Here is a 14835-nt window from a genome sequence, read left to right on the forward strand (position 1 = left end):
GAGTTGCTTGTATCGCTATTTTTGTTTACAACAACAACATTGAACTATAGAATTATATCTAGAGGGGCAATTAGCTCAGCTGGTAGAGCATCTCGTTTACACCGAGGAGGTCGGCAGTTCAAGTCTGTCATTGCCCATTAGCCTAGTTGAATATTAATATTACAATTATTTCAATCAAAGTATAGAAAATGCAAGACAACATAGTACCAGTTTCAATAGTGAAAGAGCTAGAGGATTCTTATCTCTCCTACGCAATGAGTGTGATCATAAGTCGAGCTATACCTGATGTGCGAGATGGATTTAAACCTGTTCATAGGCGCATATTATACGCAATGTCGAGGGCTGGGTTCGATGCCGGTAAACCGTATAAAAAAGCAGCTCGTATAGTCGGGGATGTAATGGGAAAATATCACCCACATGGTGACATGGCTATCTATGACTCCTTGGTCAGGATGGCTCAAGATTTTTCTCTTCTTTTACCACTTATTGATGGGCAAGGTAACTTTGGTTCGATAGATGGAGATCCGCCAGCTTCAATGCGATATACAGAAGCAAGGCTCCACAGAGTGTCGCATTTTTTACTAAATGATATTGACGAAGATACAGTTGATTTTAGGCCAAACTATGATGGAAATGAAACAGAGCCTGTTGTACTGCCTGCAGAATTTCCGAATCTATTGGTAAATGGTGCAAGCGGTGTTGCAGTTGGTATGGCAACCAATATTCCTTCTCACAACCTTGGAGAAATAATAGATGCTTGTATGTTATATATAGATAATCCTGAAGTTACTTTGGATGAGTTACTTGAAGTGATGCCAGGACCGGATTTCCCAACTGGGGGAACGATTCTTGGAAGGTCTGGAATAAGATCAGCATTTGCAACGGGTCGTGGATCAATTGTTGTGCAAGGCAAGACTCACATGGAAGAGCTGTCACAAGATAGGCAAGCAATAGTGATTGATGAAATACCTTACCAGGTAAATAAAGTAAAATTAATTGAGAAGATAGGTGAGCTTGTAAAAGAAAAAAGAATTGATGGCATAACAGAAATTAGGGATGAATCTGATAAGTCTGGTATTAGGGTAGTAATTGACCTCAGAAGAAATGCTGAAGCAAGTTTTATACTTAATCAAATATTGGGACTAACTCCACTAAGAAGTAGTTTTAGTGTTAACACTTTAGTCCTCAACAACAACAGGCCTGCTTTGATGTCGTTGAAAGAAATTATAGCTGCTTTTATTGATTTTAGAAAAGAAGTATTAATCAGGAGAACAGAGTTTCGTCTAAGAAAAACGAGGGAAAAAGCTCATATATATATAGGGCTCTACATTGCGGTCTTGAGCATAGATGAAGTGATAAAAATCATCCGTGGTGCAAAAGATCCTGCGGAAGCAAGTAGAGAACTTTTAAATAAAGAATGGAAAACTTCAGCTGAGATAAACACAATTATTGGATTAATCTCAGACAGCACAAGCTTTTTGAAAGACGGAGTGTATAGATTAACTGAGCTGCAAACGAAAGCTATTCTTGACATGAAATTGCAACGTTTAACAGGCCTTGAAAAAGACAAATTAGAAGCTGAGCTAAGTTCAATGATCAACCTGATAAAAGAATATATCGCTTTTCTTGGCTCAGGAGAGAAGTTGATGAAAGAAATAAAAAACAATCTACAAGAAATAAAGAACAGATTTGCTGTGCCGCGAAAAACTTCAATAGAGGAATCAGATACGGACATTGAAGCTGAAGATCTAATTCCACAAGAGGATATGGTGATAACCGTAACTATGAATGGTTATATCAAGCGTGTGAAGCTTTCTCATTATAGAACTCAGCGTCGTGGTGGAAAAGGAAAGCTAGGACAAGGATTAAAAGAAGAGGATGTAACCACAAAATTATTTGTTGGGAATACCCACACTAGCCTTTTATTCTTTTCTAATATTGGCCGAGTTTATAGATTAAAAGTTTATAAGTTACCTCTTGCAGAGCCAACTGCACGTGGAAGAGCACTTGTTAATATATTTCCGCTTAGCGATGGTGAAACTATAACTAATATAATGCCATTACCAAGTGAAAATGACGAAAATCAAAACATAGTTTTTGCTACTGCTCATGGGAACATAAGGCGCAACTCTTTAGCGGATTTTCACTATATTCCAAGCAATGGAAAAATAGCAATCAAGCTCGATGAAGGAGATAAGTTAATATCAGTTAAAGTATGCAATGAAATTGATCATGTTTTTCTTTCAACAAGATTCGGCAAAAGTATCAGATTTGTTGTAAGTGATGTGCGTCAATTTAAAAGTCGCAATTCAGATGGCGTAAGAGGTATCAAACTTGCAAAGAATGACAGCGTGATATCTATGACCATATTAAATGGGATAGGTGTAGCAACAGAAACAAAAGAACTTTACTTAAAAGTTCCACTTGCAAAAAGACTGGGGACTGCAATTAATAACTCCATTGATTCTAAATTGGAAAAGACTTTGAATGATTTAGGAATAGATAACAAACTGTTCTTAAAACTTGCAATGAATGAGGAGTTCATATTAACTATTACTGAAAATGGCTTTGGTAAAAGAACTTCTGCGTACGAGTATAGGGTAACAAATAGAGGTGGTGTTGGTATTACAAATATCCTTACTACCGACAGAAACGGTAATGTTGTTGCTAGCTTTCCAGTTGAACAGGGCGATAATATCATGCTTATTACAGATAAAGGAAAGTTAATTCGTATTTCAGTAAATGATATCAGAATTGCAGGACGTAGCACTCAAGGAGTCACTCTGTTTAAAACAGAGAGTAGAGAAAAGGTGGTGTCAGTAGCGAAAATTGAGGATCCCGATTCCACTGAAGATAGTATTTCCGAAATTGAAAACTCTGTTTATTCTTAACTGTATAGCAAAGGTTAAGCAAATAGTGCAAATTTCTATTGATTAATCTATAATATTTAAATTAAAATATATGTCTATGTTCAAGTAGAGATTGATGGATAAGAAGTTAACTAAAAATAAAAAATCATTGACGAATGAGAAGAATAAAAAAACATCTCTTGTTAAAGATTTTGCCAAAAATAAGAGTAGAAGAGATTTTATCACATTAACTACGTGTGCCATGGCAGGTATAGGAGCTGCAAGCGGTCTTTGGCCATTGGTTAAGTCTATGAATCCTTCTGCTGAGGTTTTAGCGATGTCTACGGTTGAGGTTAATCTATCTGATATTCAAGAAGGACAAGGAAAAAAGGTAAAATGGCAAGGTAAGCCAGTATTTATCCGCAAGCGCACAAAACAAGAGATTGAGGCTGCAAGAGCCATAAATGCAGAAAATTTGAGAGATCCTGAATCAGATGAAAAAAGAGTATACAAAGGAAAAGATGAATGGTTAATTATGATTGGAATATGCACCCATCTTGGATGTGTACCAGTTGATCACGCTACAAAAGACGGCAACGGTTGGTTCTGCCCTTGTCACGGTTCATATTATGACACATCAGGCCGAGTAATTGGCGGTCCTGCACCAAAAAATATGGCTATACCTGACTACTTTTTTCCAAGTGAAAATATTGTAGTAATTGGCAAGAAGGCTTAACGGATTTTCATAATTAAAGTAATAAAAGTATATTGCATTTCAAGAAGCACACTGACTTCATAGGCAAAGCTCTTGAAGTCTATCAAGCTAATTTTATACTATGCACATATTCGGGTGATAATTAAGAAACTTGCCTGCCAAATCTTCAGAGTTGACAGCTAAATTTAAAACTTGTTCCTTTGCGTCAGAAAAATTCTGACTAACTTGCTTAAAGTTATTTTCTAACTCTTCGAGGATGGAGCTGAAATTAAAAAAACTTTTCTGCATTTTATCAAGATTTTGAGTTATATAGCTTAATACATAAAGATAGAGACAAGAGGGGAAGAGATATGGTAAAGCAAGAAAAAGCTGAAAGTGAGGGAATAAATGGAGTCACCATATCAATATGAATTAAGGGAAAGAGTGATTTCAGTGGAATCGGGATGGCTTTGTTGCATCGCTCAAGTGAAAAGAACTGGAAGTTACTGACAAAATTCATTATAAAACAGCCATTTAACTGTTGAAGAAAAAATATGCCACAGAAAATGAAAGTCAGTAACCAAAACGAATATAACAAATTCCTTGAAAAAAGGGGGAATATTTTTCGTTACATCGATGAAGCTATCGAAAATTGGTATGAAAATAGTCCAAAAATGCAGGGCGGCAACTATATTTATAGTGATAAAGTTGTGATTTTGGTGCATATAATCGTTAATCTTTTTAGAATTGGCTTAAGACAAACGGTAGGGTTTGTAAAAGGATATCTGCAACAAATAGGAAAAAATTTGCAGCTATTCACAAGCATCAAAAAAAACTTAATATTAAGATAAATGATTGCAGAAAATAATATAGAAGATATCGAAGTTGCTATAGACAGTACAGGAATTAGTATATACAACAACACACAGCAAGGAAAATAGCACTGACAGAGTGGCTATGAGCAAACGAGAAAATTGCACGTAATGTTGAATATAAACAACAAAAAAGCCATAGCTGTAAAATACAGTAACGGTGTCTACTCTGATCACTTGTGATTTGCTAAAAGAAGTTGATTTTCAGCATGCCATAAAAGCACTATATGCAGATAGAGCATGTGATAGGCACAAGTTTTATAAGTTGTGTAACGAATATGATATAAAGACAAAAATTCCACCAATAAACAATGCAGCAGAACATCCAGAAATAGATTATATGTCTGACAGGAATGCTGCTATTAGGTTAATAAAATTATACGGTGAAGATGGCATGAAAGAATGGAAAAAGAAGTAAATTATGGGAAAAGATCTTATATTGAAGGTTTTTTCTCAAGATTAAAGCAAATATTCGGATTTAGTTTTAGGAATAAATCTGAGATAAATCGAGAAAAAGAACTAAATGCTATTTGCTTAATAAATTCGCTGATATTGGTATGGCTAAATTTGAGATAGTTACATGAATTTAACATAAATCACCATCTCATAAAGTGTGATGCAACAAAGCCATCCCAGTGTCAGCTACTCTGATGACACCAAAGGGGCACTTGGATAGAGGCTACTTGAATAACACCATCATAAGGTGAAACTAGATTCCAGTGTCAAGCACTGGAATGACAAGGAAAGGGCTACTTAGATGACAAGAAAAAGGACGCTGAGATGACACCAAAGAGGCTGACACCACCATAAAGTAAATTCCACTAACACTATAGGAGACTAACATGAACTTTTTAAAATTTAAAGAAACAGGTCAATCATCAGCAAAAATAGCAAGAGATCTGGGTATTAACGGCGATTCATTAAGCAGGTGGGTAAAAAAATACAATGATAAAATGTCTGGGACAGACGCGTTTCCAGGAAAAGGAAAGTTGGCTCCTTATGACAAAGAACGGTTTGATTTAAAGAAAGAACTGGCAAGAGTAACTAGAGAAAGAGATATTTTAAAAAAAGCCCTGGGATATTTTGCAAACCAAAAAGAGTGAAATATTCTTTTATAAAAGAGCATGAAAACTGCTGTAAAATAAGAGAGCTATGCAGGTTTTTGAACGTATCTGCTTGTGGTTATTATAAATGGATTTCTAAGGAAAAAAGTAATAAAAAATCAACAAGAGAAGAGCTCATAAAAGATATTCAAAAGATATATCAAGCGTCACAATGCAGATACGGAGCTCCACGCTGAATTAAAGGTTTTAGGTAAAAATTATAACATCAAAACAGTGCAAAATGTTATGCAGGAAAATGGCATTCAAGCCCAACTTAGACGAAGGTTTAAGACTAAGAAACTTCAAACAGACAATAGAGTTATAACTCCTAACATATTGGATCAGAATTTCACCACTGATCAGCCAAACAAGATATGGGATTACATACATAAACACCAACGAAGGATGGCTATATTTGGCAGCAATAATAGATTTATATTCACGCATGGTAGTTGGTTGGTCAATGAGTAATTCAATAAATAAGCAATTAGTTATAGATGCTTTATTGATGGCTGTTGATAGGCGCAAACCCGTTAAAAATCTACTATTTCATAGCGATCAAGGATCACAGTACACCTCTAAAAATTATCAATTTTTACTGAATACAAAAAGTATTATTTCTAGCATGAGTCACAAAGGTTGTTGTTACGATAATGCTGTTTCGGAGAGCTTTTTTAGTTCACTAAAGAGGGAATTACTCATTGATACCTCACAACACTCCGCACAAGAAGCTAGAACCGCAATATTTGAATACATAGAAATTTTTTATAACAAACAACGTAGACATTCTACTATTAACTATTGCATTCCTGAAAAATTTGATTCATCATTTTCATGAAAAAAACGTCTTAACTACCTGTCTACTTTTTCTGGGTAAGATCAATATCTTGAAAAAATTAAGCTTTAGTGCTACTAAATATTGTAACTTCTATGCTGAAACCTGACTATGAATATGGAAAAAATACGCAATGCTAAAATAAAATTACCAATATTTCTCGATTATCAATCTACTACTAAAGTAGATCCTCGTGTTTTGGAGGTGATGATACCTTATTTTGGTGAGTTTAGTAATGCACACTCTCGTAGCCATTCATTTGGTTGGACAGCTGAGGAAGCAGTAGAAAAAGCAAGGAAGCACATTGCTGATTTAGTGAATGCAGACAGCAAAGAAATCGTCTTTACCTCGGGTGCAACCGAATCAAATAACATGGCTATCAAAGGTGTTGCTCATTTTTATAAGAATAAGGGAAATCATATAATAACTGTCTGCACAGAGCATAAGTGCGTTTTAGATTCTTGTCGACATCTGGAAAATGAAGGCTTTAAAGTTACATATTTGTCCGTTAAGCAAAACGGAATTATAGATTTGTTGAAACTTGAGGAGGCAATCACTGATAAAACAATTCTGATTTCAGTGATGATGGCAAATAATGAAATCGGAGTAATGCAACCTGTCAAAGAAATTGGTGCAATGTGTAGAAAGCATAATATATTTTTTCATACAGACGCTGCCCAAAGCTTTGGAAAAGTTCCAATAGACGTAAATGAAATGAACATTGATCTTATGAGCCTTTCTAGCCATAAAATTTATGGACCTATGGGAATAGGTGCATTATATGTCCGTAGAAAAAATCCTCGTGTTAGGTTGACGCCACTAATTAGTGGTGGTGGACAGGAGAGAGGCATGCGCTCTGGAACAGTTCCCACTCCCCTTGCAGTTGGTTTTGGTGAAGCGGCACGTATTGCTAAAGAAGAAATGGGAGCAGAAGCAAGTAAATTAGAAGAACTGAGAGATATTTTGTACAACAAAATAAAAGAAGCATTTCCTGATGTTGTTTTAAATGGTGACTATGAAAATAGGATTCCTGGTAACCTCAACTTAAGTTTTCCTTATGTTGAGGGTGAGTCTCTTATCATGGCAATCAAGGATTTAGCAGTAAGCTCTGGTTCTGCATGCACATCTGCATCCCTTGAGCCTTCTTATGTCATAAGATCACTAAACAATGGCCACGATCTTGAGCATTCATCAATTAGATTTGGCCTTGGCCGATTTACAACTAAAGATGAAGTTCTATATGCAGCAGATCTTGTTACTAAAAATGTTGGACGGCTAAGAGAAATGAGCCCACTTTTGGAAATGGTACAAGAGGGAATAGATTTAAGCACCGTAAAATGGGATTCTCATTGAAGAATAAGACGTTAACCATTAGCAGAGTGATGGTTGTCTAAGCTCTTTCTATGGGTGAAATCGGAAACTTAGCTTTAAGTCCTTTATAGATGCCACGGAACTAAGTAGCAATCCTATACATATTAAGCTCGCAGCAGTTGTGCTTCCGCCATAGGATAGAAATGGAAGTGGGTCACCTATTATAGGTAAAAGGCCTATTGTCATTCCAATGTTTATAAAGAAATGAGCACCAAAAAAGGCGAAAACCCCGATAGATATTAACTTAGAAAAATAATTTTTTGACCTGTAAGCGATAGAGAATATTATAGCGAGGAATGTGGTATAGAGTAAAATCAAAGTCATGCTGCCTAAGAACCCCCATTCCTCACTAAGTACCGCAAAAGCAAAATCTGTGCGTTTCTCTGGCAAAAATCCAAGTTGAGTTTGACTTCCATTAATAAATCCCTTACCAAACAAACCTCCTGAACCAATAGCTATTTGAGATTGCTGTGCATTATAACCTATTCCAAGTGGATCTACTGATGAATCCAAAAATGATAATATCCTTTGCTTGTGATAAGGGCGCAAAAAAGGCCAAATAGCTGGTATTGCGAAAATGCCAAGAGTTCCAAAAATTATTAAATGAGGTCTCTCCATTATTGCTGTGAATATGATTGATGCTCCTATAAACAATATTATTACAGCTGTTCCTAAATTAGGTTGCTTCAATACAAGGAATACAGGTAAGAAAATAATTATAAGTGGCTTAAATAAGCTTTGAAATTTCATCATTTTATACACACTTTGTTTATTAAAATAACAAGCAAGTGCAAGTATTAAGCCCACTTTTACAAATTCTGATGGTTGTAAACTAATTGACCCAATTCTTATCCATCTCGTTGCACCCATTATATGCGAGCCAAAAAAATTTACTGCTAACAGCGCAATTACTGCTGCTATGTAAAAAAAATAAGCGTGCTTCAAATAAAAATCTAGCTCTATAAATGACATAGCTATAGCAAGCAAAAGGAAGAAAGAGAATATGACCAATTGGTGAATTGCAAATGGAGCCCACTTTCCTCCAGCAGAAGAATATTGAACAACAATGCCAACACAAAACAGAGCTATTACGTTCATGACTAATAATAAGTGAATCTTCTTCAGCTTATCCACAGCGAAAACTTTACAGACTTTTAGATACAATAAAACATAAGAAAATCAAAAAGCAAATTTATTAATTACCAACCGAATTGGATTACTATATATCCCAGTTATTACCGTTAAAATTGCCATAAATAATAGACAAAAGAGCATAAGCAATGGTACCTCATTAAGTGTCATTCCAGCGTTTGATGCTGTACTGTTTTCAAAATACATTTTCTCAACCATTTTCCAAATGTATACTAATGCAAAAAAAGAGCTAACAGCAAAAAACATCAGAGAGACCCATGCATGAGATTCAAGAATTGCTTGCATCATATACCACTTACTTACAAAGCCATTTGTCAAGGGTACACCGATTAATGCTAAACTAAGTAGAGTAAATGCGAGTGTTGTATAGGGCATTGACTTTTTTAGTCCTGATAAATTTTCTATTTTTGTCATACCAACCTTATAAGAAATACACCCTGCAACCATGAATAAAGACGTTTTTATCATGCTATGATTTACTATGTGAAGAACTGCTGAAAACAAACCTGATTTTGAATTTAAACCCAGCATTAAAAGTATATAGCCAATCTGACTGATACTGGAGTGAGCAAACAGTCTTTTTATATCTTTTTCGATTATTGCAGATATTGATCCAAATACAATAGCGCAAAGTGCGAGGATAATTATCACATTATGCAGTGGTAAGAAAAAATTTTGCTGAAAAACATTGTAAAAGATTCTGATAAAAACATATATCATCACTTTGGTTACTGTACCTGAAAAGAACACGCTAATGAAGCTTGGTGCTTCACTATATGCGTTAACCAGCCATTTACTGAGTGGAAACAGTGCCATTTTGATTGAGAGACCAACAAAAATGAATAATGTACCAAGTCTTATGATGTTATTATCGTATAATGGTACTATTCTTTCAGCCATGTCAGACATGTTGAGCGTTCCGGTCATAGAGTATAAAAGGCCGATGCCAAACAAGTAAAATGTTGCTCCTACAGTACCACTAATGAGGTATTCAAATGCTGCAATCAGGGCTTTTTTGTCCCTTCCCATTGAAACTAATACATAAGAAGAAAGAGATGAAATTTCCAAAAAAACATAAAGATTGAATATGTCGTTTGTTACTAGAATCCCGAGTAGTCCGCTTAAGCACAGTAGAAATAGAGAGTAAAAACCAGTGATCTTGTTTTTGCTAATTTCTTTCTCGTTAATATAAAAGCTATAAAGCACGCTAATCAGCGCTATAAAATTCACCAAAGTTAGAATCAAGGAGTTCAATATGTCGATTCTCAACTCTATTCCGTATGGAGGAGCCCAATCTCCAAGATAATAAGTTATAATTTCACCATTGTATGTTTTCACTAGCAACATTAATGAAATAAAGAAAGTAGCTGCCGTTGTAAAAAAAGAGATAAACCAGGACACCCTATGTTTCCTGGTAAGAAAGCAGAACATCGATGCAATTATTGGTATAATAACTTGTAGAATTGGTAATTGCATTAAACTGTTGTTAATACATCGTTAAAGTATTAGTATATATAATACTTTTTGTTTTAATACCTTTATGTTATCTAAAATTTATAATTCAGTAACAAACTTATTAAGGAGAAAAGGTAAACTTATAGGTAGGGATGAAAACGGAAATTCTTACTATGAATCAAGTAAAGGAAAAAGATGGGTAATATATGACAATGTTTCTGAGCCTACAACAATTCCTCCAGCATGGCATATATGGCTGCATTATACTGATAATGCAGTACCAGTGAATAATAACAAAAGAAAAATTCCTAATTTAACAGGTACAAAAGATGCATACTACCCAAACCAAAAGGTGAAAAATTACTATGAAAGCTGGAATCCTAATAACTAAAGATGCGAAGGTCAAATATACTTGAAATAACTGCTGGTTCATTTGTATTAATTTTTACTATTTTTCTTATCTTCTTCGCTATTGATAAATTATCTTATATAAAGAAAAACTATAAGGATTGTTATAAAATACATGGCCTTTTTACTGATGCTAACGGTGTAGGAGTTGGTGATAGTGTCAAGATCTCTGGTGTGGAAGTCGGAAGCATAACTGGTGTATCACTCGACAAAGCTACCTACATAGCACGAATCGACATGTGTATAAGTAGGGATATAAAACTCCCAGTTGATAGCTCAGCGCTAATCACTAGCAGTGGAGTTGTTGGTAGTAAATTTGTTAATATATCACCTGGCGCAGATTCCAAATTAATTTCACACGGTGGTAAGATAGCACACACTCAAGCTGAAGCAAATATGGGCGGAATAATGGATAAAATTATTGGCATGTTTACAAAGTGAGAATAAGAACACATAAGCCAACTTGGCCTATGTACAATTAAGGGATTTTTCTATCAATAGCTTGAAGTTGTTCAGCGTTTGAATTATCAAGATTTCTGCTAGGTTTTACATTCCTAATAATCTCAACAAATGCTTGTACTTTCAGTATAGGAGTGTTTTTTCTTACGTACTTAGGGAAGTGTTAAATAAACTGTGTCAAACCGAGAAGTAAAGTAATAAATTGATAAAAAAATGGAGGTTTGACAATGAGTCAAGCAAACAGAACTACCGGTTTGGTAGACTATAAAGAATTAGAAACAAATATCTTATCATCTATACGAGAAGGAAAACCATTGACAGGAAGAGATGGAGCATTAACACCATTTATAAAAAAACTGCTAGAGGGAAGGCGAGATAGAAAACCATTTGTCGGCTGAAAGCGAAGAAAACAACCGAAGAAATTCAAAGACTTTACGGACAAGTATTTGAACTATTGACACCAAGAGATAGAGAAGGAAGTTTCGAGCCACAAGTAGTCAGAAAAAGGCAAACAACCGAACTTGAAGCAAAGGTTTTAAGTACATATTCCAGTGGCATGGGATATAGCATCGCATGTAGAAGAAATATAAAATATCTGCAGCAGAGATATCAAGTATTACTGACAAATTGTTACTGGTAATCAACGAATGGCGCAGTCGTCCGCTGCAATCTGTATATCCAATAGTGTTCATGGTTTTTTAAGGTCAAGGAGGACGGGCATTGTGTAAGCAAATGTATGTATAACATATTAGCAAAATGGCAGAAAAGAAGTTTTAGGCTTTTATATAGCAGAAAGTGAGGGAGCTAACTTTTGGCTAGGGATGTTAAATGACTTAAAAGAGAAAGGAGTAGAAGATATCCTGATTGTATGTGTTAAAAAGCTTTCCTAAAGCAATAAACAGTGTATTTCCTAAAGCAGAAATGTATAGTACATCAGATAAGAAATTCACTGAAATATGTATCGAGCAAAAGTTTTCATGAATGATTTGAAAAAAACATATCAAGTAGAGAAATAGCCGAGAATTATTTACTTGAACTGGAGGAAAAATAGGGAGATGGTATGAATAAGTATTGCTTGGTTGGAAGCAAGAGAAGATAATGACTTCTCAGAGTGGATAGGTGGCAGGTTGGATGTTTTTCTGAAGCACTTTCTTGCCCAGGGAGTAGAAAGAAGACTTCGTGGGGGAGATTAACTGCCCCTGCCACCGAAAATCATCGTGAGGCTCACAAAATGTGATGACCTCGTATAGGAGTTTGGAACAAGAGGAAAAAATATGCGTCACATTGGAGTCGATTTACATACCAATAGTTTTACTGTTTGTTACTTACAAGAAGGGAAACCTGAGCATATTCAAACGTTTCGCTTAAAAGACTTGGATAATTTCACCAAAGATCTTCAAGAAACAGATGAAGTAGCCATAGAGGCAACAGGTAACAGCTGTTTCTTTTATGATGCAGTTTCACCTTACGTTAAACGCATAGTAATAATTGCTCCTGGGCAGTTTGAAGTTGTTCGTCGCTCTGTGAACAAAACAGATAAGCATGATGCACGAGCTATTGCTTTCTTTCTCAGCAAAGATATGTTGCCTGAGGCAAGGTGCAAAAACAAACAATGCCAGCAGTTAGCTTCTCTTCTTCAAATGAGAGATCAGTTAGTAAAGTCACGGGTATCTTTAATCAATAAAGTTCATGGTCTTTTTAATTACCATGGAATAAAAATTAAAAAAGAAGTACTTACAACTAAAGTAGGATTTGAACGTGCTACTCAAAAGCATAATTGGGATCCTTTAGAAAAAGTTGAAATTGAAGTGATTAGCTATCATTTAGAAGCTATCCGAGAAAGCCTTAAAAAGCTTGAAAAGGAAATTATAGCTTTCGCTAAACAACTTCCTGGGTTCAGCAATCTTATCAGCATAAAGGGAATAGGTCCAATTTCTGCAGCTGTTTTTATTGTAACAATCGGAGACATTAATGATTTCCGTAGACCTGAGAAACTTACTGCATATTTTGGAGTTGTACCAAGAGTTTCTCAATCTAATCAGCAATGTACAATTGGAAGAATTACCAAACGAGGGTCAAAAATAGCGCGTACTTCTTTAGTTCAATGTACTTGGATTGCTGTACGTTACAGTCCTTACTTGAAAAGCTTTTATGAACATATAAAAAAGAAGCGTGGTTCTGCTAAGGCTATAACTGCTACTGCTAGAAAATTTCTTATAACTATTTTCTACACTCTTAAAAATAACTGTGTTTTTAAAGATTTTACAAAATTTGAAATTTCTACTGGACAATAATCATAGGAGTTGAACATTCCCTTTTTATAAAACTTTTGCATACTCCTATTTAACTTTAATAGCTCTTTATCTTCCTGAAATCTGGATGTTTTATCAATGCATCTTCTATTCAGCCGTTAGCAAGAACTTTCACTTATTCCATAGATTTGCGCTATATGGAAATATGTACGGTATTTACACAAATATTCGAGTGCTATTAACGCTAACTATGGATTAGCCGACAAAGAAAGAATTGGAAATGGAAGGTTTTTTACGTTGTAAAGAGTATGAAATGAGTGTAGAAAAAATATGAACCAGAAAGTTAAAAGGAGATCGGTGGCGAGTGTGTTCAATTTCTAATCTATTTTTTAGGTAACCAAAAACTGTTTCAATAATAGATCTTTTCCTCAGAAAAATCTTCTCATTTAGAGAGATTAATGCGTTTTTCATCCCTTTTTTTATCTTGGTAACAAGCTTTAAATTTCTATCAAGTAATTGTAGAAACAGACCTTTTTGGATATAACCTTTATCTCCAAATAATAAACCCGTTAGTTTTTTAGTCAGATCCGGAACTGGCTTTCTATCATCAACGTTACCTTTGGTTAGCGTAACACCTTGAATTTCGCCTATTTCATTGATTACTACATGTAATTTAAAACCAAAAAACCAGCCATAAGTGCTTTTGCTTAATTTTGCAATTCCAGTAAAAACTTTATTTTTAGATATTCTTTTTGCATGACAGACCGTGATAGGAGTTGAATCAATGTAGGAAATACCTGTATTTTTTGCCTGCTCACATAACCATTGTAGCAGCATTGCTAAATACCATAAAACTCGAGGTTTTAGCGCAATAAATCTATCATAAGAAGGTAGTCTAGAAAAGTCTGACTTATGCAGCAACTGTAAGTAACATATGTAAAATGATTTAAAGTTTTCATATCTAGATTGCTGATATAACAGAATTATTGTTATAATTTCGGAATGCGTTATTTCTGGCACTCTTGTAGGTTTTTTACCATTGGATAATAATCTACCTGCAAAATTTTTGTCTATTATTTTACAATAATCATCTACAAAACAGAATAATTCTGTTACATTCTTATTCACTGGGTAACCTCCTATTATCTCTAAAATACTGGAGTTTACCCTCTTTTCTTATTCTCTTCTAATCCATAGTTAGCGTTATTAATAAATATATTTGGTTTTCCTCCTCTTGCCTTTTTCTTGGCCTCTTCCTCTATTAAAATTTCTATTATTTTTCCAATGTTTTTCTTTTTACTCCTCTTAGTCTTCGAAGCTTCTCTTCATCAAGTTTACTTACCTGCTCAAAATTTATACCTTCCCTAATATTGCTTCTACTACTT

9 protein-coding genes, 1 tRNA gene and 4 pseudogenes are annotated in these 14835 nt (G+C 34.8%); 10 read left to right on the forward strand and 4 right to left on the reverse strand.

From position 1 onward, the window contains the following. Positions 1 to 64: 64 nt before the first annotated feature. From ONG78_RS02665 to ONG78_RS02700, 6 genes and pseudogenes are all read left to right on the forward strand, one after another. A tRNA-Val gene (locus tag ONG78_RS02665) sits at positions 65 to 137 on the forward strand. 51 nt (positions 138 to 188) lie between these two features. Then, entirely contained in the window at positions 189 to 2891 is a 2703-nt protein-coding gene (gene gyrA, locus ONG78_RS02670; protein WP_264377603.1) for a DNA topoisomerase (ATP-hydrolyzing) subunit A, read from the forward strand. A 94-nt stretch (positions 2892 to 2985) separates the two neighbouring features. Beyond that, a complete protein-coding gene (petA, locus tag ONG78_RS02675; protein WP_006014178.1) occupies positions 2986 to 3585 on the forward strand; it encodes a ubiquinol-cytochrome c reductase iron-sulfur subunit in 600 nt (199 codons plus the stop codon). Positions 3586 to 4097: 512 nt separating this feature from the next. Continuing rightward, a pseudogene (locus ONG78_RS08105) lies at positions 4098 to 4999 on the forward strand (IS5 family transposase). Between the two features lie 258 nt (positions 5000 to 5257). After that, positions 5258 to 6356 (forward strand): annotated as a pseudogene (locus ONG78_RS08110) (IS3 family transposase). Positions 6357 to 6464: 108 nt separating this feature from the next. Further along, complete coding sequence (locus ONG78_RS02700; protein ID WP_264377606.1) at positions 6465 to 7706, forward strand: IscS subfamily cysteine desulfurase; 1242 nt, start codon at positions 6465 to 6467, stop codon at positions 7704 to 7706. A 48-nt stretch (positions 7707 to 7754) separates the two neighbouring features. Here the strand turns inward: ONG78_RS02700 and rodA are convergent, their stop codons facing one another. Continuing rightward, the gene (gene rodA, locus ONG78_RS02705) at positions 7755 to 8858 is read right to left on the reverse strand and encodes a rod shape-determining protein RodA (protein ID WP_264377607.1); all 1104 of its coding nucleotides are present in this window, start codon (positions 8856 to 8858) and stop codon (positions 7755 to 7757) included. 45 nt (positions 8859 to 8903) lie between these two features. Then, positions 8904 to 10352: a proton-conducting transporter transmembrane domain-containing protein gene (locus ONG78_RS02710; protein WP_264377608.1), complete on the reverse strand. Its 1449-nt coding sequence runs from the start codon at positions 10350 to 10352 to the stop codon at positions 8904 to 8906. Positions 10353 to 10416: 64 nt separating this feature from the next. Between ONG78_RS02710 and ONG78_RS02715 the strand changes: the two genes are divergently transcribed. The 4 genes and pseudogenes from ONG78_RS02715 (at position 10417) to ONG78_RS02730 (ending at position 13492) form a co-directional block, all read left to right on the forward strand. After that, on the forward strand, positions 10417 to 10722 hold the full coding sequence (locus ONG78_RS02715) for an NADH-ubiquinone oxidoreductase subunit NDUFA12 family protein (RefSeq protein WP_264377609.1): 306 nt from the start codon (positions 10417 to 10419) through the stop codon (positions 10720 to 10722). Between the two features lie 2 nt (positions 10723 to 10724). Then, a complete protein-coding gene (mlaD, locus tag ONG78_RS02720) occupies positions 10725 to 11180 on the forward strand; it encodes an outer membrane lipid asymmetry maintenance protein MlaD (RefSeq protein WP_264377610.1) in 456 nt (151 codons plus the stop codon). Between the two features lie 245 nt (positions 11181 to 11425). Further along, a pseudogene (locus ONG78_RS02725) lies at positions 11426 to 12246 on the forward strand (IS256 family transposase); the annotation flags it as partial. A 226-nt stretch (positions 12247 to 12472) separates the two neighbouring features. After that, positions 12473 to 13492 carry an IS110 family RNA-guided transposase gene (locus tag ONG78_RS02730; protein WP_264377526.1) on the forward strand — a complete coding sequence of 340 codons (1020 nt, stop codon included), beginning with the start codon at positions 12473 to 12475 and terminating at the stop codon, positions 13490 to 13492. 122 nt (positions 13493 to 13614) lie between these two features. On the opposite strand, the pseudogene ONG78_RS02735 reads toward ONG78_RS02730, so the two are convergent. Both ONG78_RS02735 and ONG78_RS02740 read right to left on the reverse strand, forming a co-directional pair. Further along, a pseudogene (locus ONG78_RS02735) lies at positions 13615 to 13692 on the reverse strand (transposase family protein); the annotation flags it as partial. Positions 13693 to 13705: 13 nt separating this feature from the next. Beyond that, positions 13706 to 14578 (reverse strand): IS982 family transposase, encoded by an 873-nt coding sequence (locus ONG78_RS02740; protein ID WP_019236992.1) that lies wholly within the window; start codon positions 14576 to 14578, stop codon positions 13706 to 13708. Positions 14579 to 14835 lie beyond the last annotated feature (257 nt).

Origin of the sequence: Wolbachia endosymbiont (group B) of Philonthus cognatus (assembly GCF_947179345.1) — a bacterium.
In the GTDB taxonomy this organism is placed as follows: domain Bacteria; phylum Pseudomonadota; class Alphaproteobacteria; order Rickettsiales; family Anaplasmataceae; genus Wolbachia.